Consider the following 23,879-nt stretch of genomic DNA (forward strand, 5'->3'; position numbering starts at 1 on the left):
GCAGTGGGCAGTAAATGGTAAAAGTGAGCGCAACTTATAACGAATTGTAGTTTCCAACACAATTCAAACTTCAAACCTGAAACTTCAAACCTGAAACTTGAAACTTGAAACTTGAAACTTGAAACCTGAAACCTAAAACCCCAAACTCTCAACCACCACACTACAACAAAAAAATCACGGTCACGCCTCCTCGATAGGGCAGCCATTCGCCACTTTTATTAAACTTTTTTGCACCATCATACCGATTTCCTGTGGTGGTATCATAGCCTTTATAAAAACTTTGGACCGAACCTCCTCCGACAAAAGCTTCAAGTGCAATACCTTCCGAAATTGGATAGACGTAGCCCACGCTTACGCCCAATTGATAGGCCAACCCTTTTTGGTATAAATTGGTGTTTTGATAATTGTATTTCTGGAGTTCAAAGATACTTCCGCCTATATGTGCACCCAAGTAGAATCCCGTACCTTTCCGTTTGGCATACCAACGTATTTCTGGTGTGATACTTAAAAACTTCAGCGGCATGTTGTGATAGCTGTTAAAAGCTGAACCGAAAGCATCAACATGAAAACTGTAATGCGATGCTATAAGGCGCTCATAACCAACCCCAGGAAAACCGGCCAATGTGGTCCCATTCACGCTAATACGATTTTGACCGTACGTTAAAGCGAAGCACAAAAAACTAAAACCTATAAAAACAAACTTCATTACTGCTGATTTTTGACAAATATAGGAAACAATGGAGAAAAAGCCAGTTGTGTTGGAAGGTTGTGGGTTTTAGGTTGTATGTTGTAGGTTGTAGGTTCTAGGTTCTAGGTTGTTGGTTCTAGGTTGTTGGTTCTAGGTTGTTGGTTCTAGGTTGTTGGTGAGTTTTCTTGTCAGACTGAGCGGAGTCGAAGTTTCTATAAGTTCTCGACTACGCTCGAAATGACAAAATTCTAGGTAAACAAAAGTGTCAGAGGGAGCGGAGTCGAAGCTATCATAAATTCTCGACTGCGCTCGAAATGACAAAATTGTGGGTAAATAAAAGTGTCAGGGGGAGCGGAGTCGAAGTTTCTATAAGTTCTCGACTGCGCTCGAAGTGACAAAATTGTGGTAGATTTTCTTGTCAGACTGAGCGGAGTCGAAGTTATCAGAAGTTCTCGACTACGCTCGAAGTGACAAAGTTCTAGATAAATAAAAGTGTCAGGCTGAGCAGAGTCGAAGCTATCATAAATTCTCGACTACGCTCGAAGTGACAAAATTCTAGGTAAACAAAAGTGTCAGATTGAGCGGAGTCGAAGTTATCAGAAGTTCTCGACTGCGCTCGAAGTGACAAAGTTCTAGATAAATAAAAGTGTCAGGCTGAGCGGAGTCGAAGCTATCATAAATTCTCGACTACGCTCGAAATGACAAGATTGTGGGTAGGTTTTCTTGTCAGAGGGAACGGAGTCGAAGTTTTTATAAATTCTCGACTGCGCTCGATATGACAAATTTTTAGGTAAATAGAAATGTCAAACTTAGCGGAGTCGAAGTTTCTATAAGTTCTCGACTACGCTCGATATGACAAATTTTTAGGTAAATAGAAATGTCAAACTTAGCGGAGTCGAAGTTTCTATAAGTTCTCGACTACGCTCGAAATGACAAAATTCTAGGTAAACAAAAGTGTCAGAGGGAGCGGAGTCGAAGTCTCTATAAGTTCTCAATGGTCCTCGAAATAACAAAATTGTGGTAGATTTTCTTGTCAGACTGAGCGGAGTCGAAGTTTCTATAAGTTCTCGACTACGCTCGAAATGACAAAATTGTGAAAAGCCCCCTAGCCCCCAAAGGGGAACTTACAAAATTGTCGAAGTAGTTTGCCAACATAAAACTTACAACCGACAACCTACAACACACAACCTACAACACACAACACACAACCTACAACACACAACCTACAACACACAACATACAACCCACAACCCACAACCCACAACCCACAACATACAACTTACAACATACAACACACAACATACAACCTACAACATACAATATACAGCATACAACACACAACCCCCTAAACAAGCAAAACAAACACTTCATCGGATATTTTAACCTTTGAAAAGATTATTTCAATTCGTTATAGTTATTTTAACTACTTTTACGGTGTTAAAATCTTTACTTAAAAGTAATGCAACAACTCCCTAAAATCTGGCTGTCGTCCCCTCACATGGGCGGCAATGAAACAAAATACGTACAAGAAGCCTTTGATGCCAATTGGGTAGCTCCTTTGGGCCCTAATGTCAATGGTTTAGAAGAATCTATCGCACACTATTTAAAGCAATCGCGTCATGTGGCTGCTTTGAGTTCAGGTACCGCGGCTTTGCATTTAGGCCTACTCTTGTTAGGAGTTGAAGCAGGTGACGAAGTGCTATGTCAAAGCATGACTTTTTCGGCTTCGGCCAACCCCATTCGCTATGTAGGCGCCACTCCTATCTTTATAGACAGCGAAAGCGCTACTTGGAACTTATGTCCAATTGCTTTGGAAGAAGCAATCATTGATCGCATGGCGAAGGGTAAAAAACCAAAAGCAATTATCGCCGTACACTTATATGGTATGCCTTTTCAAGTGACCGAAATAATGGCGGTATCCCAAAAATATGACATTCCTGTTTTAGAAGATAGTGCAGAAGCGTTAGGCAGTTCTTTCAAAGGACAAAACTGCGGCACGTTTGGTCCGCTAGCCGCTTTATCTTTTAACGGCAATAAAATTATTACCACTTCCGGTGGTGGTGCTTTGGTTTGTAATACGCCACAACAGAAAGAAAAAGCAGTTTTTTGGGCCACGCAATCGCGAGATGACGCACCCCATTACCAACATTCCGAAATTGGTTATAACTACCGAATGAGTAACATTTGCGCCGGAATTGGACGTGGTCAAATGGAGGTAATTGACTTACGAGTTTCGCAGCGAAGAGCTGTGAATGCTTTCTATCAAGCGCTTTTTAAAGACAATCCAGACGTCACGGTATTTAAAGAGCCTAATGCCGCTTATTTTTCTAACCATTGGCTAAGTGCAATCATCTTAAATTCGTTTGAACAACGAGAAGCGCTACGCTTGGCATTAGAACAGGAAAATATTGAGTCGCGCCCCCTCTGGAAACCGATGCATTTGCAACCTGTTTTCGAAAAATATCCCTATTATGGCACTACCGTTTCAGCCGATTTATTTGAAAAAGGCCTGTGCTTGCCATCGGGATCTAATTTAACAACAGCTGATTTAGACCGCATAAAAGACGTTTTGATTCGTTTTTTCAGGAGTAATTAACGTTGCCCTACAATAGTTCAAGTAGTTTACTAGTAATTCCATTCGTATTTTTATGAATAACAGCCGCAACAAATCCTACAGTCCACCTTCTTTTTTGAAGCACCTCTTTCTGAATTTAAACTACTTGCCGCGCTGGATTGTAGTGCTTATCGATGCCTTAATTTTAATAATTGCTAACGCTATTACGTTCCTTTTATTAACGCAATTACATACTAATTTCCACACTACTTTAAGCAGTTTGGAAAGAAATGTCTTAATTGTTTTTGTCAACATTTGTTTTTTTATTTACTACAAAACGTATGCGGGTATCATCCGACACAGTAGTTCGATTGACGCCATGAAGTTATTTCTTTCTACCAGTTCGGCCTTTGTAGTTTTGGTCGGAATCAATTATGGTAGTTTTTTGATGTGGGACAAAAAGATATTTTTAATGCCGGGGTTAATCCTTAGCTTTTTAATATCGTTTGCCTTTTTATTCTTTTTTAGGGTCATTGTCAAGTTTGTTTATGAAAGTTTGCAGCTTTCCTTTTTATCCAAAGACGCTATTCCCACTATAATTTATGGTGCCGATTCCCATGCAATTGCTATTGCAAATGCGATTCAAGCAGAGAACCCCTCCCGCTTTAAAATCGTGGCTTTCATGGACAAATCGACCGCTACTAATTCTAAAAGTATTTTAGGGTTACCGATTTTAAGCCACACTAAAAAGACCGCTGTGGTGTTACGTGCATACAAAGTACAAGCATTTATCATTGCCGAACGGACGCTTTCGAAAAAAGAAAAATTGGCTTTGGTGGAAGATTGTTTGGTCAACAATATTAAAGTATACACGCTTCCCGTGGTAAAGAACTACGAAAACCAAAAAGAAATTTCCAAGCAAATTAAAAGTTTTGAAATTAATGATTTACTAGAACGTAAACCCATCGTATTAGACAATCAAAAAGTTGCTGCGGAATTGTGTGGAAAAGTAGTTGTCATCACAGGAGCCGCAGGTTCCATTGGCAGCGAGATTGTTCGACAAGTAATCCTTTTCAATCCTAAAAAAATACTGCTGATTGACCAAGCAGAAACTCCTTTATGCGATATATCTTTGGAAATTATCGCCCTGAAAAAAGACACCGAAATATTCAATATTATTGCCGATATTCGCAACAAAACGGTCTTAGACCGCATTTTTAAAACCCATCTCCCCGACGCTGTTTTTCATGCAGCCGCTTACAAACACGTCCCTTTAATGGAGGAAAATCCTTGGCAGGCGATTCAAACGAATATCTTGGGTACTAAAAACTTAGCTGATTTAGCGCTGCACTACCAAGTAAAAAAGTTTGTAATGGTTTCTACGGACAAAGCCGTCAACCCAAGTAATGTAATGGGCGCAAGCAAACGCATTGCGGAAAAATATGTGCAATCCTTACACTGTAAAAACCGCCAAGCACTTGCACCCCAAACCAAATTCATCACTACTCGTTTTGGAAATGTGTTGGGTTCCAATGGCTCGGTGGTGCCGTTGTTTAAAAAACAAATTGAAGCGGGGGGACCTATCACCATTACACATCCAGATATTATTCGCTATTTTATGACCATTCCAGAAGCGTGCCAACTGGTGCTCGAAGCGGGAGGAATGGGAAATGGCGGCGAGATTTATATTTTTGATATGGGCAAGCCCGTTAAAATTATCGATTTGGCTAAAAAAATGATTCAACTGGCCGGTTACGAACCCGATAAGGAAATTAAAATAGAAATTGTGGGCTTGCGCCCGGGTGAAAAACTGTACGAAGAATTGCTAAACGACTGCTCTAAGACATTGCCCACGCACCACGAAAAAATCATGATTTCCCAAGAACGAGAAGAAGACTATGCATCGGTTTTAGCCAGCATTGACGCCTTAGTTCGTATGGAAAAACAAGACGTAGAAATGGTACAAGCTATGAAACAAATCGTTACGGAATTCAAGAGTTTAAATTCTGTATTTGCGCATTTAGATAAATAATTTGTCCACTGTTGCTAAGAACACTATATTTGTAAAAAAAAATTGACCTTGAAAAGAATAATCCTGCTCACGTGTTTGCTGGTAATCATTGCTGTATTGAACAGTTGCGCTTCCAAGTCCGACTTCATTTATTTGAATGGCACTACCGCCACCACTAAAGCTGCCGACTATGAAATAAAACTGCAACCCGATGATGTTTTGTTAATCGTAGTGTCCTCTATTAATCCGGAAATTGCGATCCCGTATAACTTGCAAACAGTTACGGCCCAAGGCAATTCAAATGGTGGTACAGGTGCTGGCCAGCAAATTCAATTGTCTTATTTGATCAGTAAAGAAGGGACAATAGTGTTTCCCGTTATTGGCAGTATTGCTGTAGGAGGTTTAACCCGAATTGAGGCGCAAAATAAGGTGCAAAACGCCCTAAAAGAACACATTGCAGATGCCACGGTGCTCATCAAAATAATAAATTTTAAAGTTACCGTTCTAGGAGAAGTTACCAGACCCGGAGCTATTCAGGTGCCCAGCGAACGCATTACTATATTAGAAGCGCTTGGAAATGCTGGTGATTTATCCGTGTTTGGCAAACGAAAAAACATTTTACTAATTAGAGAGCGGGACGGCCAAACGCAAACCCATCGCTTAGACCTCACGGATCCCAATCTAACGGCATCGCCTTACTACTATTTGGCGCAAAATGATGTGATTTATGTAGAGCCTAATAAAACCAAAATCAACAGTTCCGTAGTGGGACCCAATTTAACCGTTGGGATTTCGGCTATCTCACTACTAATAACAATTTTAGCTTTAACTACTCGATAATAATGAACAGTCAAAATCCGAATGCTAACCTACAAGACAACACCGAAAACTTTACTATTAAAGAACTGTTGTGGCCTTATTTGTTAAATTGGAAAGCATTTGTTGTCGCTGTCCTAACTACCGTAACAATTGCATTTTTGTACCTTCGATATGCAACACCTTATTATAGTGCAAGTATTATTATTCAGGTAAAAGATGACCGTCGTGGCGGAATGCCTTCGGAGTTAGCTGCCTTTTCAGAGCTCACGAATATGGCTGGGGTGAAAAACAATGTGGAGAACGAAGTAGAAGTTTTACGTTCGCGAACCTTAATGGAAAAAACCGTTGAAGCCTTACAGTTGGATGTCGCTTTTTTCAGTAAAGGAACCGTAAAAACCAGTGAACTTTACAAAAATACCCCAATTACAATTCAATGGTTAAAAGACAAAGTATCCAATCAAAATCAAAAAGGCGGCACCTTTTCCATTAAAGAAATTAGCCCCAAACAATTTGATTTATTTGATGCCACTGAAGTTAAAATAGGTACTTTTTCCTATGATGAACTAATCAAATTAAAAGAGGTTGGCGCCATCACGGTCACCAAAGCACCAAAAGGCACTTCTAGTGAAAATTATAATTTAAACTTTCAGTTAAAACCGATCAAAAATATCGCTGCGGGTTATAAAGCAAGTCTTGGTATTGCCACCTTAGGAAAAAATACTAGTGTCGTGGAACTTTCCCTTACCGATGCAGTGCCTCAAAAATCAGAAGACATTTTAAATACTTTAATTGCCCTCTACAACCAAGAAGCAATTAAAGACAAGCAATATGTGGCACAAAACACCTCGAGTTTTATTGAAGAACGTCTGAACTTAATTGCAAAAGAATTGGAAGGTGCTACAGCAGAAGTCGAGACTTTTAAAAAGGAAAACAACTTAGTCGATTTAGCTACTGAGGCTACTATATTTAGGGAAAATGCTAGTGCTTTTGAAAAAAAGGCCATTGAAACGGAAACGCAAATTAATATTTTAGAAACCCTAAAAGCATATAATAAAAAAGCCACTACTGCTGATTTGTTACCCGCTACTATTTTATCAACTGAAAGTAGTGCTTCACCACTAATCGAACAGTACAACGCCTTGGTATTACAACGTGATAAACAAGCGGTTAGTGCCGGTCCGAAAAACGCAGTAATTGTGCAATTGGATCAAAAAATAAATGCGATCAAACAAAATATTGAAGCCAATTTAAACCAGTCGTTGGCGAATTTAAACATTGTTAAAAGAGATTTAAACCGTCAGCAAAATTTATTAGGTGGAAAGCTGGCTAAAGTACCCACGCAAGAAAAATTATTCAAAGAGATTTTCAGAAAGCAGTCCATTAAAGATGCTATTTATTCTTATTTACTGCAAAAAAGAGAAGAAACAGCAATCAGTTTGGCGGTTACGGAACCTAATGCTAAAGTAATTGACGCGGCATCTGCAGGCGATCAGCCAATTGCGCCTAAACGCAACATAATCTTATTAGGTGCTTTTGTTTTAGGGCTATTGATTCCTGCGGGAATCATTTACTTGCTGCTCCTTTTGGATACCAAAATAAAACACAAAGGCGACATTGAAAAAGCAACTACTATTCCTATTGTAGGCGATGTACCGCATGCGGCAGACAGTGAGGAGCGTGTGGTGGCGGCGAACAGTCGCACGAATACTGCCGAATCCCTGCGGATTGTGCGAACGAATCTAAACTTTATCTTAAACGAAGTACCCGACGGCCGTGCGAAGCTGATTTTCTTAACCTCAACTTTCCCTAAAGAAGGTAAAACTTTTATATCTGTAAATTTAGCAGCCACTATTGCCTTGTCTGAAAAGCGTGTGCTGCTTATGGGGATGGATATTCGTAATCCAAAACTTGATGATTATTTGGATGTGCCTGAGCAAGGAGTAACCAATTTCTTATCCGATAAATCAGACAAACCGTATACGGATTATGTGAAGAAAATGGACGGTTACGAGAATTTTTATGTACTACCTGCTGGAATCATTCCGCCAAATCCTGCCGAATTGCTAATGGGCAAAAAAGTAAATGAACTTTTTGAAGCGGTGAAAAAAGATTTTGATTATGTAATTGTAGATACAGCCCCTGTTAGTTTGGTGACCGATACTTTATTGATTGCGCAGCAAGCGGATGCTTTCGTCTACATCACTAGAGCCAATTATTTAGAGAAAAACATGTTAACATTACCGCAACAATTGTATGTGGATAAAAAACTCCCAAATATGTCCATCTTAATTAATGATACCGACACCAAAAAAGGATACGGATACGGTTATGGCTATGGATACGGCTATGGCCAAGACGCAGAAGAAAAATCTTCGTTTTACAAACGCGTTAAAAGCTGGTTTCGAATTAGTTAAGCGCTACCAATTGATACGATAACAAAGCGATAGCCCTTCAAAAGATGCTATCGCTTTTTTTATTTGAAAAATTGATTCTTCGCTAGCAATTCTTCTACCCTATTTTGATTGCCAAGTATAATTTTCTTTTGAAAAGATTCGACGTGAAATTTGTGATGAATGTCCGATCCAACAAAGTTGTATAGTCCTTCTTTTAACAAATAATCGGCAGTATTTGCGACATCTTTACCGTAATAGCCAACAATAGCTAGTAAATTCAACTGAAACAAACAGCCGGCTTTTTTCAATTTGGTATATTCCTTTTTGTGGTTGTGCAAAAACGAATAGCGTTCGGGATGGGCTAAAATTAATTGATAGCCTTTCAATTGCAATTCAAATAAAAAATCATACAGTTGAAGCGGCGCATTCAAATAAGACATTTCTACCAAAATATAATTTTCTTTTAAAGTTAGTAACGGTCCTTGCGCTGCTAATTCCATCAAATGCTCGTCTAAGAAATATTCAGAAGCGGCTTGTAAATTTGCAGTTTGGGCTGCATTTCCTACTTCCAATTGCACTTTTTGTAAGGCATTATTGATGGTAGCTGTTGTATTGTTCCAAACATTTCCCATAGTATGCGGGGTTGTAATCACTTTTGAAAAACCAAGATGCATCATGCTGTGCAACAAAAATTCCGAGTCTTGCACTGTTTTCGCACCATCATCTATGCCGGGCAACACGTGGGAATGGATGTCCACATAGCCTGCAGGAATTAATTCGAATAACTTCGGTTTTGTTTTAAAAAGGGATAACATCTTTACTAATTTGCCGTAAAATTACGAATTTTTATTGGAAGTGATTGGTGATTAGTGGTCAGTTTTCAGTGTTCAGTTTTCAGTGGTCAGTTTTCAGTGGTCAGTTTTCAGTGGTCAGTGGTCAGTTTTCAGTGTTGAGTGTTCAGTAAATAGTGCAGAGAAAGCAATGCGCTCGCAACTTATGACGCCTACTATTCACACCAACTTGTCATCCTGTAAGGATTCCTCGCCACGGGTTTTATGGGATATTTTTCGTAAAAGTGATTATTATTAAAAAAAAAATCCTAGCTAAAGTTTCCGCGATTAGAATTTATCAAAAAGAACAAGCACCTTCAAAACCCTGACAACACAAAAAACAATTTGAAGGATTGTACTCTTTATTTTACTTTGGGCATGTTGAGAGGGGATTGCAATTTAAAATGGAATAAAAAGCACAACTATCTTAAAATACCTAACAACCTAAAGAATCATTTGAAGGAGTGTACTCTTTAGTGGCCTTTGGGGGTGTTAAGAGAGCGTGCAATTTGCCATGGAACACCCCGCCCTTCGGGCACCCTCTAGAAGAGGGGAACAAGATTGCGCAAAAGCCCCTAGCCCCCGAAGGGGGAAATGACAAGGTTACGGAAAAGCCCCCTAGCCTCCGAAGGGGGAACAGAACAAGATTGCGGAAAAGCCCCCTAACCCCCGAAGGGGGAAATGACAAGATTGCGGAAAAGCCCCCTAGCCCCCGAAGGGGGAAATGACAAGATTGCGGAAAAGCCCCCTAGCCCCGAAGGGGGAAATGACAAGATTGCGGAAAAGCCCCCTTACCCCGAAGGGGGAAATGACAAGATTGCGGAAAAGCCCCCTAACCCCCAAAGGGGGAAATGACAAGATTACGGAAATGGTTCGCGTGAGATCCTTACAAGATGACAAGTTTGTTTGCGTAGTTTGCGAACAGACAACTGACAACAAACAACTCACAACCTACAACTTCCCCACCACCCGATCCGCATCAAAAGGAAAAGGAAAAAACGTATAAAATAAAATTTTCAAATCCAGTAAAAAGCTTTGGTGGTGTACGTACCAACTATTAAGCCTTACTTTATCAGGCCAAATGACCGTATCGTTGTAGTGTAGTGGATTTTCTTGTACAGCTAAGAGTTGCTCTTCGTTGCGGTATTTTAGGGAGGCCAAACCCGTAACGCCTGGTTGAACCGATAAAATAATTTGGGCTGCTCCGGTTAGTTGATCGGCGTAGCCGGGAATATCGGGGCGGGGGCCCACAAACGACATGGTTCCGTTTAAAATATTGAATAGTTGGGGCAACTCATCGATTTTTGATTTTCGTAGCAATCGCCCGAAGGCTGAAACTTGTTGGCTACTATCGTTGAGTGTTTTGATTTTATAGATTAAAAAAGGGCGACCTTCTTTTCCTATTCGTTTTTGAAGAAACAAACCAACCGATCGGGTGTCGATACTCGCAAAAACTAAGGCTAGCAAAAGAAGCCAGCTAAATAATAGTAAAACAACTACTGCTAAGAATAGGTCAAAAAGCCGTTTTAAAGTCATGGGGTGTGTTGCTTGATTATTTTCCCAGGATTCCCTACAACAACCGCATAATCGGGTATGTCTTTTATAATTACAGCTCCTGCACCAATGGTAGCCCATTTGCCTATTGTTATGCCCTGAATAACACTCGCGCCAATACCAATGTGTGTGCCTTCGCCTACCGAAACGTTACCGGCTAAAGAAGCATTGGGCGAAATGTGAACATAGTCCTCCAGAACACAATCGTGTTCTACCACACTTCTGGAATTCAAGATGCAATGTTTTCCAATTCGACTTTCCGCATTGACGACTGCTTGAGGCATCACCACAGTTCCTTCGCCTAAAGTGGCAAAACTAGAAACACTGGCATGAGCATGAACTGCTGTAAAATAATTAAAATCATGACTGTTTACAATCTTCTTTCGAATGGCATTTGCACCAACGGCAACGATAAAAGTACTTTTAGGAGAAAGCGAAAAGCTTGAAGGAAGTCCAACAAGAATATGTAACAATTCCGTTACTTTTGGGTGATCGTCTAAAACAGCCGTTACTTGTATGTTTTGGGAAAATAATACATCCAGCACCACTTTGGCGTGGCCACTTGCTCCAAAAATATATACTTGCTGTTCCATGCTTCTTTTTATTTTGATCCTTTAAAAACTTCTAGCGTTACTTCGCCTTCTTGAAAAAAGTTGCTTTTTTAAAGTTTGAAATAGTTTACCTCTTTTAAAACCTAGTCTATTTATTACTAAAGGATTAAATTTTATCTAATAAATACATTTGAATCCATTGTGGAATTTCATTGCTAAATATTTCTATGTCATCCCCATTCTTTTCTACTAAAATCATTCTTTCTTCGTCTATTGAACTGTCAATTACAAAAGCTCTATCAGCAGCTAAAAAAGCTTCTGCAAGCAATGCTAACGATTTGTAGTAGCGGCTTTCTATTTTATCCGCTTGTACATCATGTCCTCCTTTTTCCACCCGAACCTGAACTCTATTGCTGTTTATTAAAGGGTCACTAGTACAAATAAAATAGAGGTATGTTTTGAATCCTTGCTCTTTTACCTTTTTTAAAAATGATACTTTAGCAGGAAACGACATAACGGTTTCAAATGAAAAAGAGGCGTCAGTGTATAAAAGAATATTCCTGAAAAAATCGGCAATTATAGCCGAAGTATAGCTATCAATATTGGTTTCAGCTATCATAATTCCTTCCTTTATTGTTAGAGTAGAAAGTACCTCAACACTAACCCTAGTGTCAACTTCTTGAATTTTTTGTTTGAAATTATTCCAATCGGATTGGGTGGGGAGTAGCGGAAGAAAGTCTGCACAATCAATAAAATGCTGTTTGGCAAAAGTGTTTTGAATTACATCTGCATTAATAAAAAACCCCACGTTATACTGTTTGTCAATTTCTTCAATTAAGGTAGACTTTCCAGAACCATTGGGTCCGGCAAACATTCTAAAACGTTTCACTTTTTTTTCAGTTTAAATGTTTTTTGCAATACTTTTACCATAGTGAATTTTGGCTTACCAATAACGGTTACAATGCCATCAGTACCTACTTCGACTAACATATTATTCTCAATTTTGCGATACATTAAGCCCAAAGCCTTGTTCTCTCGAACGGCATTTTGCACGGCACTACTTTGTATTTTTTTTAGATTTTCTATGTTTAATTCTACTTCTTTCATATGTAGCTATTTATTGTTTTTTATCGGTCATATGTAATTCGCTTATCTTCATCGGGGTTTGCATCTCATTCTCATTATGCTCATTTCATAAGTACACTACTTTATAATTCAAATATACAACATATTAACAATCTAGAAAGTCTTGCAATTGGTTTTATTTGATAGCCCATCTGAGCAAAGGCCACTATAAAACACCTTTGAAATTATATTATTTTATTGATTTCCTTTAAAAACCTCCATTGTTACTTCGCCCTCCTGACTAATGCCTTCGCTTTTGAATACTTTTTTCACCGTTAAAACTAGTATTTTTATATCTAAAACAAAACTACAATTTTCTACATACCAAACATCATACGCAAATTTTTGTTCCCAACTAATAGCGTTCCTGCCGTTGACTTGTGCCCAACCGGTGATGCCGGGGCGGATGTTGTGGCGTTTTTTTTGAACCGCATCATACAACGGTAAGTATTGTATCAATAATGGCCTGGGCCCTATCAAACTCATGTCGCCCTTCAATACATTTAGCAACTGTGGAATTTCATCCAAAGAGGTTTTTCGCACAAAGCTTCCTATTGGAGTTAAGCGTGCTGCGTCTGGAAATAAATTCCCGTCAGCGTCTTTCTTGTCGTTCATGGTTTTGAACTTGATGATTTGAAAAAGTCGCTCGTCTTTGCCTGGACGGGTTTGCAAGAAAAAAGGTTTTCCATTATTGGCAAAAAACAAGCCTACGGTCGCTACTGCAAAAATAGGGCTTAAAACAAGCAATCCGATTAAGGCCGCAAAGAAATCTAGGAGTCTTTTGAAGCAGGATTTATACATTTTTTTCTAAGCTTTTATATTCCTTTAAAATGGCGTTCCAAACTACTTTTTGTTCATAATTAGCTGCAATTCTTTTTCTTGCATTTTGCTTCATTTCGTTGTAAAGCGTTTTGTTTTCAATCATTTCTTTCATCGCTTCAAAGATAGCTTTTGTATTTTTAACGGGAATAATCATTCCGTTGTGGTTTTCCACTATAATTTCATTACACCCATTAATATCGCTGACAATACTGGGCAAGCCCATCGCGCCAGCTTGCATTACTACATTGGGAAACCCTTCTCTATAACTAGGGAAGACTAATGCATTGGCAATTGCAAAATAAGGGCGCACGTCATTTTGAAAACCAACACTTAGTATAGCTTTATTGTCTTGAATTTCTTTTAAAGTTTCAGGGAACAAGGGATCTAATTCGGCTTCAAAAGGGCCTACCAACAGTAATTTTGTATTTGGCACAAAACGGTTTACTGCTTTAAAAGCTTCCACCAATTCATTAATTCCTTTATCACTAACTAATCTTCCCACAAAAATAAAGACAAAATCTTCGGATACTATTCCCAGGTCTTGTTTTAATTGGTTTTGTTGTGTTGTTGTGACTTGCTCTAAGGTAAAATAGACTAGGTCAATTCCGTTTACATTTCCGTTGGCTATAACTTTTAAAGGTTTCTTGGTGATTTTATAGTTGATCAAATCCATTTTAACCCCATTCCCTTCTGGATAAATATGAGTCGCGTGTTTGCACAAAATCATGTCCATAAAAATGAGTAGCTTTTTAAGAATGCCCGTTTTGGTTGGAAAAATCAATCCGGTAAAAGTATGTATGCGCACCGGAACGCCGGCATATTTTGCAGCCACCATGGTGAGCAAACCCGCTTTTGGGGTTATGGAATGTACTATTTGAGGACGCTCTGTTTTAAACAACCAATACAAGCGCAATAAAGAAACCAAATCGTGAAACGGACGAATTGCACGTTGCATACTCAAAGGCACTACCCGCACCTGTTCTCTTTCTGCTACTTCACGCAAATGATTATCGTCTCCAGAAACAGCCACTACTTCAAAATGCTGGTTCAGAAAATGCAACTGACCTTTTAAAAGGTAGTTTAAAGACATAGGGACGGTAGCAGTGCGGATTATTTTCATCGATAATTTTTATTTTTCACCAGTGACTCAAAAAAGCTGTTTCTTCTTTTATCTAAAACAGAAGGACTAAAATTTGTAGCTTTCTTTATGCTATAGTCAGACATTTTCTCATAAAAATTAGCATCGCTAATTAACAATTCAATTTTATCTGCTAATTGTTTACTATTCTCCACATCAAATAATAATTTTGTATTTACTAATTCTGGTATACCACCAACATTACTCCCTATACAAGGTAATGATCTTGCCATTGCTTCTACAATTGCCCTAGGTAATCCTTCGGTTCTTGAAGCTAGTACAAAAATATCTGATTCATCTAAATCTTTTATGAGAGTTTCATTATCCACAGATCCTTTAAAATCTACATAATTACCGATATCTAAATTATCTGCTAATGCTGCCATTTCTTGTAAATGTGTACCATGCCCTAGCCATGTAAGAGAAACTTTTATATTTTTATCAACTAATAATTTAACAGCTTTTAAAAGAATATCTGGTCCTTTATACATTTGTTCTAAAGAACCAACGCTAATTAGCTTTACAAGGTAATAATTATTAATCTTTTTTACATTTCTAACTACTTCATTTATTGCAACATCTGATGCGTAGGTTTGAAATGCTTTAGGATTTGACGGATATCTAGTTTGCAATTTATTTTGAGTTACATAAATTACCGAAGAAGCATTATATACTGCTTTTTTTTGATAATAAGTAAATAATCGACGCAATACTGCACGTAGTGGATGTTTAATCACACCTGGTGCAAAAACATCATAAGGGTCTCCTATAACTTCTATTCCATATGACATATTTATTGCAATACAATATCTGGAAGCTAGATACCCTATTGATCCAGCTCCACGAATTATTACTGCATGAGGCTGATGTTCATTAAAATATAAACTAATTACATTTTTTATTTTATTGCGAAGAGTTAAAAAACTTGTCGAGGATTCGAAAGCTTCAATCGGTAGAATTGTAACCTCTGTAATTTTGTTTTCTTCTTTTACAAAATCTTCTACATAAAACAGTCTAGCTAATACATAAATTTCAAAAAATTGCTGTTTATATCTTCTCCATAAAATATCTGAGAATGAAAACTCACCTGAATAGATATTGCCATCTGGTGTTTGATAAAAGCGTGCATCAGTTATAAAAAATAGTTTCATTTTAAAATTTAATTTTTAATTTCTTATTTAAAGTAATGGTATTAACATTTTTTTATTAGACCGTACCCCTTTGCTTATGTAGCATTTTGAAAACTTGCGATTTTTTTTAATTTCAAACATTCTACCATAAATACAACTGTAAATTACCCGCAAAATTAGCTTCTTTTTGCTGGATAATAATAATTATCTAAAATTCACATTAACATCTTTAATATAGTTAAACTTATATATAAAAAACAAGAACACGATGAAATTAACTATCCAAAAATATGTAACTGGACCATCAGAAGTAATAAAACATACAGCGTTAACGGAAATATAATCTATAAAAATTTTTTTTGAAACTGTATTTGTAGCAATTTTGCTATAAATAAAAGATAACAAGTTAAGGAAACATATTACACCTAAAAGTCCATAACAGAGAATTAAAGAAAGAAAACCATTATGAGCAAATGAGTATAAATCATCTCCTTCTGAATACTCTGAAGGCCCCACTCCAAAAAATAATGTACGCCAGTCTAAATATAGTTTTAAAGAATTAAAAAAAGTATCAATTCTACCTGATCCTTCTAACAAATTATTGCTAATTTCAGACTCTCTTTCATTTCTTAATAGAATATTATCTAGATAAACATCTATGATACCCGAGTAATAGATAAAAACACCTGCTATTAAAAATATAATTAAAATCTTAATTCTATTTTTAGATTTAAGAGCTATTAATAACAGATAAATGAAGAGACCTAAAAGTGCTGTTCGACTAGCTGTCATAAATATACATATAATTATTAAAAATAAAATACAGTATAAGAACGTTGATGTCCATCTCTTAAAATTAATATAAAGCATTGTTGTGTTTACGATTACAAATGTATTCAACAAAAAAACACCAGCCGAAATAGGAGACAAATAAGCTCCATACGCTCTAAAATAAATATCTAAAGTTTCTTGAGATTCAAATGTAGTAATTTTGAAAGTAGGTTCAATAAATCCTATTTTATAAGAGTCTAATACAATAATAATTAAACTTAAAGAAAATCCAAGTAAAAAAGATTTAATCCAAAATAAGAAATCATGTTTGCTTTTTGTACTAATAAACAAGAATAATGTCAATATAAAAAAAGATAGGTATCTCAATGTAGACGCAATGTAATCGGAAATATCAATATTATAAGATAAGACAGAAGAAAAAACATTTGCAACCAAAACTAATAAAAATAGCCACCAAAAAAAAGAAATTATTTTATTAGATTGGAAACTTTTATTTCTATTTAAGAATAAGCTTAATCCAAAACAGACGAATATATATATATAATTAATGTATGTTCCTTCAAATAATTTGTTAGGATAAGCTAACAAAAGAGGGAATAGGAAAAAGTATATAATTTTAATTAGTGATGGCGTACTCTTCATATAACTCAGTTAATTTTAACAATGTACAACTAATATCAAACTTATTCAAAGCCGCATCAAACGCATTATTTTTTATATCGCTAATTCTGTTAAAATCAATTTTATTAATTTTACTAAATAGTTCGTTCGTAGAATTTGAAGAAATCAAATATCCGCTAACTCCATCTTTTATGATTTCTCCTGCTGCTCCAACATCAATTGCTAATACTGGAACTTTTGCGGCCATAGACTCCACATAAATTAAACCAAACCCTTCTCCTAATCCATTATTCCAAGTGGCTCCAATAAACAAATCCAAATTAGCAATATAATTTTTTGGAGGATAGATATTATGATCTTCTAAAAAATAAATTTGATCTTGCAAATCATTATTTGAAACTTTGTTTTTAAGATATTTTAAATACCTAACACTATCTTGATTTGGACAGGAGCCAATAAGAACTACTTTTATGTTACTATCTAACTTGTTTTCGATAAAACAATTTATAATTAAATCATGACATTTTATAGGTGTAAAAGAACCTATTGTACCTAATAAAATATTACCCTCGTTTAGATTCAATAAATGTGACAACTTACTTTTATTTTTAATATTTTCTTTATAAATAGAATGCACATCTACGCCATTATAAATTACAGTACTTTTTAATTGTAAATCCATAGGTAGCGATGATTTAACAACTAAGCTAATACAGATTACTTTATCTATTTTTTTTAAGAGAAACTGATATTGATTTGAACTAGCTAAACCCACACATCTCCAATGAGATATAATATATAGTTTAGGATTTAATAATTTGCAAAGTAAACATATTAATAATGCATGGTTATTTGTTGTATGTATAACTTTCACTTTATGTTTTCTTATGGACATAGTTAAAATATAAGTTGTAATTATAATCCAAACAACAAACTTTATGTTTTGTATTGCTTTTAAAACAAAATTACTTGAACCTATTATGGGTGGTTCAAAAGAATTTAAACTGATGACGCTTTTGTTTTTAAATAATTTAGAAAACCTACTATTACATAAAAACAAAACTTTGAAATTATCTTTCCCAATAAAATTATCTAATATAGCTTTAGAAGATGCTGCAGCTCCGCCATGTTCATTTCCGACTAATACTTTATAAATCATTTTTTAGTGTAATTTCTTATCGTATTAAAAATTGGATAAAATCTTAAATAATATTTACCGAACCTTTTGAATCCTTTGTTATCATAATCATTAATAAGTTGAATTAAATCTTTACTAGCTTCATTAAATTTAACTTTTTTGAGCAAAATACTTAGATTAGCAAAATTTTTATTAACGTCTAATTTTTCTTCGGCAATCTTCCGAGATGCTATTTTCATTTCGGAAACTTTTGATTTGTTTTCTGCTAATTCATCTAATATTTTTGCTAAGTGGTCTATGTCAACTTCACACTTTGGCCAGTAATAACCATCTAATCTAGCATATAGTCGATTGATATTTATCAATTGTGAATTACTTTCAAATGCAAATTCATTCATAGGTGCATTATTTGGAACAACAACACCTAGTCCTGATGAAATAGCTTCAGCTATTGTTAGTCCTATTCCCTCTAATCGTGAAGGATAAACATAAATATCTCCCTTGAAAAACAATCCGGGAGCATGCACTGTTTTTGTAATTATATCGATTTTATTTTTTAATTTTAATCTTTCTATTATTTGTAATAAATTAGGGTTTGTAATTTCATTTTGTGTATGAATTACTAATTTTGAAAAGTTAGCAGTCTTGTCATAAGCTTCTAGTAATAAATCTGTGCCTTTCCTATATGTATCCCAACCACAAGAATGAAAAAAAGTCACATAATCTTTATTAACTAAATTTGTATCAGTTTGTTTAAAGACATTAACTTGTGTTCCCCAAGGTAAATATATTGCATTATTATGTCTTTCGAAAGCTGAGAGGTGTCTTTTGGTATTACAAATTAAACTATCATAAATATCGAACAACGGTATAGTTTCTTCCGTGTAATAATCAATGTAAGCAACTGTTCTTATGCCTAATTCTTTGCACCACAACAAAGGTTGGAACCAATGCTGTTCATTAAATATTATAAGTTCTATTTCATATTTGTTTATCCATTTAAGAAAATCAGATTTTTCGATTACCGTACTAGAAAAAGGACAAATTCTAATCTTACCCCAATAGACATTTTCTTTGTCCCATTTAGAATCTTGTTTCGCATACTCCTCTCCTCCTCTTGCATATATAAATATCTTTATTTCATCGTCTTGAGACAAAACATCTTCAAATGTTTTAGAAACATACGCGGCTCCTCTTTCAAACCATGTTGAAACAATTCCTACATTCATAATTTTATTTTTTTAACTAAATAATTCAAATCTTCTTTATTTATGAAAAGACTATTAATAAAACCGATCTTAATTTCTTTATTAACAAACAAATATAATATTAATGAATTTACAATTGAGCTAATCAGTACTGCTATTGCTGCTCCACTAATCCCATAAATTGGTATTAAAATCATATTTCCAACAATGATAAAAAAAAATGTAATTAATAATGAGTACATCGTTAGCATAGCCTTTCCTTGTGATGCTAAATAGTTATTAAACACTTCACTTCTAACTTGAAACATCAACGATAATAATAAAATTATTAAAGTATTATGAGCACTTATAAATTCAATTCCGTACAAGATTTGTAGGATATTATTGCTAAAGATTATTCCAATTATTATGACAACAATCGAAAGCGTATTGAAAACTCGTAATGTTTTTTGAATTTCATTTTTGTACTCTTTTTTATCCAAGTTTGCGGACCATCTCGAAAATAATAAAGGTCCTACTGCAGTAGGAATCATATAAACAATTGAACTAATTGCAATAGCTCTTGAATATAATCCTACGTCTGCGAAGCCACCTACTGAAATTTTATTAATAAAAAAAATAGAAGTATTACTTATTAATATAAATAATAAATTAGATGCTGATAATTTAATTCCGTAAAAACTAACATCCAATATGTTTTTTAACTTTATTTTTTCATTAAAAGAAATATTATGTTTGTGATATAAAAGCGAGAAAATCAAGGCAATAAAGTTACCTATACCCCAAATAGACAAAACATTAAAAACACTTAGTTTTTGAACAATTACTAAGCCAATAACACCAATTATAAGAAATATTGACGGTAATAAATTTATCCATGTTATTTGTAAAACTTTTTTTCTTACAAATAATATAGGCCTTAATATCGATATAATAATTAGTGAAGCGGTTCCTAATAAAAATAGAATAAACCCTCCCTTTTCTATCTTGCCAAAATAATCCGTGCTATTATAAACAATTATGTAAAATACAATACAGCTTATAATTGCTAAAATTATAAAAATTTTCAGAAATGAGGAGACAACAGCTTTTTCAGTAATTTTATTCTTATTTATAAAATAAATTGATGAGTTACCAATACCCAAAGTTACTGCTGTTATTAGAACTGTTTGTGTAGAAATAAATATCTGATATTGTCCTAATTTCTCGGGCCCTAATATTCTGGCTAAAAATATACCTGACACTAAACCTAATGCAGCGGCTACTATTTTACCAAATATTAATATAAAGCTTTGCTTTAGCATTCAAAATATTTTATAAAATCTACTATTCTTTCACAAGCTTTTCCATCTCCATAAGGATTGTGCAAAGCACTCATGTCTTGATATTTATCCGAATCGTTTAATAAATTTAAACATTCTGAAACTATTTTCTCTTTATCAGTACCCACCAAAATAACGGTTCCCGCTTCAACTGCCTCAGGTCTTTCCGTAGTATCTCTCATAACAAGCACGGGCTTTCCTAAACTTGGAGCTTCTTCTTGCACACCACCACTATCAGTTATGATTATGTAAGATTTATTCATTAACCATACAAATGCAGGATAAGCCAAGGGATCTATAAGTTTAATATTTGACACACCACCTAAAATTTCATAAACGGGTTTCTTAACATTAGGATTCAAATGTACCGGATAAATAATTTGAACCTCAGGATTTGTAACTGCAATTTCTTTAAGGGCAGCACAAATATTAATGAATCCTTCACCGTGATTTTCTCTTCTATGGCCAGTAACTAATATTATTTTTTTAGTAAAATCTAAAGTTTCTTTTAAGAATTCAATTTCTCCATTTTGAATTTTACTAACTTTATCTGAACTTTGTAAAAGTGCATCAATTACTGTATTTCCAGTAATTAATATTGAAGAGTCAGAAATATTTTCTAAAAGTAAATTTTCTTTAGAAGTTATAGTTGGTGCGAAATGAATATCCGCTATCCTACCTGTTACTTGTCTATTAATTTCTTCTGGGAACGGAGAATATTTATTATGAGTTCTTAAACCAGCTTCTACATGACAAACTTTTGCACCAGCATAAAATGCAGAAATACTCGCAGCCATTGTTGTTGTTGTATCTCCATGCACATATACAAAATCTGGTTTAAAATCATCTAAAATTGGTTTTAAACCTAAAATAATATCTGTTGTAAGAGTATATAAATTCTGATTGGGTTTCATTAAATCCAAATCATAATCAGGTGTTATTTCAAAAAAATCTAAAACTTGATCTAGCATTTCCCTGTGTTGCGCTGTTACGCAAACACGAGTATCGAAGTTATTTTTATCTTTTAAAAACTCTTTTACCAAAGGAGCCATTTTTATGGCTTCAGGTCTTGTTCCAAATACAATTAAATTTTTTTTCATAACAGTTAAATTACAATTTCCCATCCACATTTCCTTTCAAAACCCCTTTCACATCATACAACACACTGTTTTCTTTCAGCAAGTTTGGTAAGTCTAGTGCTAAGAATTCTTGGTGTGCTACGCCCAACACTACCGCATCAAACGATTGCTTCGGTATAGTTGTCACACAGTTCAGTTTATATTCATGCATCACTTCTGCGGGATTTGCCCAAGGGTCGAAAATCGTTACTTGAATGCCGTAGTCTGCCAAAGCCGCTACCACATCTACGATCTTGGTGTTGCGCACATCGGGACAGTTTTCTTTGAAGGTGATGCCCAGCATCAATAAGTTTGCACCGTTTACCGCCACGCCTTTTTTAATCATGCATTTCACCACTTGCGACGCCACATAGTCGCCCATGCTGTCGTTCAAACGACGACCGGCCAAGATAATCTCAGGATGATAGCCTTTTTCTTGGGCTTTTTGCGCCAAATAATATGGATCCACTCCAATGCAATGACCGCCCACTAATCCCGGTTTGAAGGGTAAAAAGTTCCATTTGGTTCCTGCCGCTTCCAACACATCGTGGGTATTGATGTCTAACAAGTTAAAAATCTTAGCCAATTCGTTCACAAACGCAATGTTAATATCGCGCTGAGAATTTTCAATTACTTTCGCCGCTTCCGCCACTTTAATCGTAGGCGCCAAATACGTTCCGGCCGAAATCACACTTTTATATAAGGCATCGACACGCTGGCCGATTTCTGGCGTAGAACCCGCCGTAACTTTCAATATTTTTTCTACCGTATGTTCTTTATCTCCCGGATTGATACGCTCGGGCGAATAGCCTGCAAAGAAATCGACGTTAAAGGTCAAACCCGAAACGCGTTCCAAAACCGGTACACATTCTTCCTCCGTAACCCCCGGATAAACCGTAGACTCATAGATAACGAGGTCTCCTTTTTTCAATACCTTACCCACCGTTTCACTCGCTTTGTACAAAGGTGTTAAATCGGGACGGTTGTTTTTGTCTACGGGCGTAGGCACGGTAACAATATAAGTGGTGCAGTCTGCAATAGCTTCTAAATTAGAAGAGCACAACAAACCAGTGGGATTCTCGACTCCGCTCGAACTGACAAAGTCAGAAACCAACACAGCTTGCAAAACTTCATCTGAAATTTCTAGCGTACTGTCCGTACCCCCACGCAAAGCCGCAATTCGTGCTTCATTAATATCAAATCCTACTACTGGATATTTTGTAGCGAAAAGGCGTGCTAAGGGTAAGCCTACATATCCTAATCCGATAATTGCTATTTTATTCATATTTTTATTTTTAAATCAATATTGCTACACCCCTAAAGTCCCCTCGATTGCTTGTCTCGCTTGCGGGAGTACAATTCCAAGTAGACATTTTTCTTTATGAGGTTTTAAAACGGCATCGCTACACTCCTCGCTTCTCACTCTTCAAAAATCAACAAACCCTCCCCGATAAAATCAGTCGTAACCGTAAACTGTACTTCTTTTTTAATTTCTTGTTGTATTTTCGGGGCCAATTGCTCCAAATACGCCTGATTCACATCTTCACCTTCTACCACCACTTTGATGGTGCCCGAATCAATACCTTGTGCATAATCGCCAATTAGATATATTTTAGACACAGCACCCATACGATCAAGCACTTGCGTGATGATTTGATCAATGCCCAAATGCTTGCGCACCAATTGTTGTAGGGTAGCAAATAACGGATGATGGATATTCGCACGGTACATGATTTTGGTTTCGGCCGCATCCCGTAGGATGTAACCGGCCTCACTTAAATGATTTAATTCCTTACGAATGGCGTTCGTATTTTCACTCATTTCCAAAGCCAAACCACGCAAATACCCTGAATTCGCGGCACTAATGAAGAATTTCACAAGCAGCTGCAGGCGGGTTTTAGACGTAATGAGTTCGTTGAGCATTGCGGTTTTAATGAATAACAAAAGTACTCATTAATTTTAATTGGGAAAGGGATTTTGTGGTTTAATCGATGTAGGGAGTGTTTTTTCGATGAAGGGAAGCCTTGCGAAGAAAGTCCCCCAAGCCCCCTAGCCCCCAAGGAAG

The 23,879-nt window shown here is 36.0% G+C and carries 20 protein-coding genes; 4 read left to right on the plus strand and 16 right to left on the minus strand.

All coding sequences use genetic code 11. The features are described 5' to 3' along the window. Positions 1 to 160 precede the first annotated feature (160 nt). The gene (locus T1L09_RS00890; protein WP_322549052.1) at positions 161 to 706 is read right to left on the minus strand and encodes a DUF3575 domain-containing protein; all 546 of its coding nucleotides are present in this window, start codon (positions 704 to 706) and stop codon (positions 161 to 163) included. Between the two features lie 1,441 nt (positions 707 to 2,147). Between T1L09_RS00890 and T1L09_RS00895 the strand changes: the two genes are divergently transcribed. The 4 genes from T1L09_RS00895 (at position 2,148) to T1L09_RS00910 (ending at position 8,486) form a co-directional block, all read left to right on the plus strand. Further along, positions 2,148 to 3,284: a DegT/DnrJ/EryC1/StrS family aminotransferase gene (locus tag T1L09_RS00895; protein WP_322549053.1), complete on the plus strand. Its 1,137-nt coding sequence runs from the start codon at positions 2,148 to 2,150 to the stop codon at positions 3,282 to 3,284. 52 nt (positions 3,285 to 3,336) lie between these two features. Next, positions 3,337 to 5,274: a polysaccharide biosynthesis protein gene (locus T1L09_RS00900; protein ID WP_322549054.1), complete on the plus strand. Its 1,938-nt coding sequence runs from the start codon at positions 3,337 to 3,339 to the stop codon at positions 5,272 to 5,274. Positions 5,275 to 5,406: 132 nt separating this feature from the next. Next, positions 5,407 to 6,093: a polysaccharide biosynthesis/export family protein gene (locus T1L09_RS00905; protein ID WP_322549074.1), complete on the plus strand. Its 687-nt coding sequence runs from the start codon at positions 5,407 to 5,409 to the stop codon at positions 6,091 to 6,093. Between the two features lie 2 nt (positions 6,094 to 6,095). After that, on the plus strand, positions 6,096 to 8,486 hold the full coding sequence (locus tag T1L09_RS00910) for a GumC family protein (protein ID WP_322549055.1): 2,391 nt from the start codon (positions 6,096 to 6,098) through the stop codon (positions 8,484 to 8,486). Positions 8,487 to 8,545: 59 nt separating this feature from the next. On the opposite strand, the gene T1L09_RS00915 is transcribed toward T1L09_RS00910, so the two are convergent. The 15 genes from T1L09_RS00915 to T1L09_RS00985 all read right to left on the minus strand — a co-directional run bounded on the left by T1L09_RS00915 (position 8,546) and on the right by T1L09_RS00985 (position 23,758). Beyond that, positions 8,546 to 9,280 (minus strand): tyrosine-protein phosphatase, encoded by a 735-nt coding sequence (locus T1L09_RS00915; RefSeq protein ID WP_322549056.1) that lies wholly within the window; start codon positions 9,278 to 9,280, stop codon positions 8,546 to 8,548. Positions 9,281 to 10,246: 966 nt separating this feature from the next. Then, positions 10,247 to 10,831: a sugar transferase gene (locus T1L09_RS00920; protein WP_322549057.1), complete on the minus strand. Its 585-nt coding sequence runs from the start codon at positions 10,829 to 10,831 to the stop codon at positions 10,247 to 10,249. Beyond that, positions 10,828 to 11,442 (minus strand): acetyltransferase, encoded by a 615-nt coding sequence (locus T1L09_RS00925; protein WP_322549058.1) that lies wholly within the window; start codon positions 11,440 to 11,442, stop codon positions 10,828 to 10,830. Before T1L09_RS00925 ends, T1L09_RS00920 begins: the two co-directional genes overlap by 4 nt. Positions 11,443 to 11,566: 124 nt before the next feature. Further along, positions 11,567 to 12,289, minus strand: a complete 723-nt coding sequence (locus tag T1L09_RS00930) for an ATPase (RefSeq protein ID WP_322549059.1) — start codon at positions 12,287 to 12,289, stop codon at positions 11,567 to 11,569. Continuing rightward, on the minus strand, positions 12,286 to 12,507 hold the full coding sequence (locus tag T1L09_RS00935; RefSeq protein WP_322549060.1) for a hypothetical protein: 222 nt from the start codon (positions 12,505 to 12,507) through the stop codon (positions 12,286 to 12,288). The genes T1L09_RS00930 and T1L09_RS00935 overlap by 4 nt, the downstream gene beginning before the upstream one ends. Positions 12,508 to 12,720: 213 nt before the next feature. After that, the gene (locus T1L09_RS00940) at positions 12,721 to 13,326 is read right to left on the minus strand and encodes a sugar transferase (RefSeq protein ID WP_322549062.1); all 606 of its coding nucleotides are present in this window, start codon (positions 13,324 to 13,326) and stop codon (positions 12,721 to 12,723) included. Further along, positions 13,319 to 14,467, minus strand: coding sequence for a glycosyltransferase family 4 protein (locus T1L09_RS00945; protein WP_322549063.1), 1,149 nt, complete (start codon positions 14,465 to 14,467; stop codon positions 13,319 to 13,321). Before T1L09_RS00945 ends, T1L09_RS00940 begins: the two co-directional genes overlap by 8 nt. Beyond that, the gene (locus T1L09_RS00950; RefSeq protein ID WP_322549064.1) at positions 14,464 to 15,636 is read right to left on the minus strand and encodes a glycosyltransferase; all 1,173 of its coding nucleotides are present in this window, start codon (positions 15,634 to 15,636) and stop codon (positions 14,464 to 14,466) included. Before T1L09_RS00950 ends, T1L09_RS00945 begins: the two co-directional genes overlap by 4 nt. 183 nt (positions 15,637 to 15,819) lie before the next feature. Then, positions 15,820 to 17,049 carry an O-antigen ligase family protein gene (locus T1L09_RS00955; RefSeq protein ID WP_322549065.1) on the minus strand — a complete coding sequence of 410 codons (1,230 nt, stop codon included), beginning with the start codon at positions 17,047 to 17,049 and terminating at the stop codon, positions 15,820 to 15,822. After that, the gene (locus T1L09_RS00960; RefSeq protein ID WP_322549066.1) at positions 17,024 to 18,187 is read right to left on the minus strand and encodes a glycosyltransferase family 4 protein; all 1,164 of its coding nucleotides are present in this window, start codon (positions 18,185 to 18,187) and stop codon (positions 17,024 to 17,026) included. Before T1L09_RS00960 ends, T1L09_RS00955 begins: the two co-directional genes overlap by 26 nt. Further along, entirely contained in the window at positions 18,184 to 19,395 is a 1,212-nt protein-coding gene (locus T1L09_RS00965) for a glycosyltransferase (protein ID WP_322549067.1), read from the minus strand. The genes T1L09_RS00960 and T1L09_RS00965 overlap by 4 nt, the downstream gene beginning before the upstream one ends. Continuing rightward, the gene (locus T1L09_RS00970) at positions 19,392 to 20,678 is read right to left on the minus strand and encodes an oligosaccharide flippase family protein (RefSeq protein WP_322549068.1); all 1,287 of its coding nucleotides are present in this window, start codon (positions 20,676 to 20,678) and stop codon (positions 19,392 to 19,394) included. Before T1L09_RS00970 ends, T1L09_RS00965 begins: the two co-directional genes overlap by 4 nt. Beyond that, complete coding sequence (wecB, locus tag T1L09_RS00975) at positions 20,672 to 21,796, minus strand: non-hydrolyzing UDP-N-acetylglucosamine 2-epimerase (protein ID WP_322549069.1); 1,125 nt, start codon at positions 21,794 to 21,796, stop codon at positions 20,672 to 20,674. Before wecB ends, T1L09_RS00970 begins: the two co-directional genes overlap by 7 nt. A 10-nt stretch (positions 21,797 to 21,806) precedes the next feature. Then, a complete protein-coding gene (locus T1L09_RS00980; protein WP_322549070.1) occupies positions 21,807 to 23,099 on the minus strand; it encodes a nucleotide sugar dehydrogenase in 1,293 nt (430 codons plus the stop codon). Positions 23,100 to 23,233: 134 nt separating this feature from the next. Continuing rightward, on the minus strand, positions 23,234 to 23,758 hold the full coding sequence (locus T1L09_RS00985; protein WP_322549071.1) for an ArsR family transcriptional regulator: 525 nt from the start codon (positions 23,756 to 23,758) through the stop codon (positions 23,234 to 23,236). Between the last annotated feature and the right edge of the window lie 121 nt (positions 23,759 to 23,879).

It is taken from the genome of Flavobacterium psychraquaticum, from assembly GCF_034497725.1.
Classification (GTDB): Bacteria; Bacteroidota; Bacteroidia; order Flavobacteriales; family Flavobacteriaceae; genus Flavobacterium; species Flavobacterium psychraquaticum.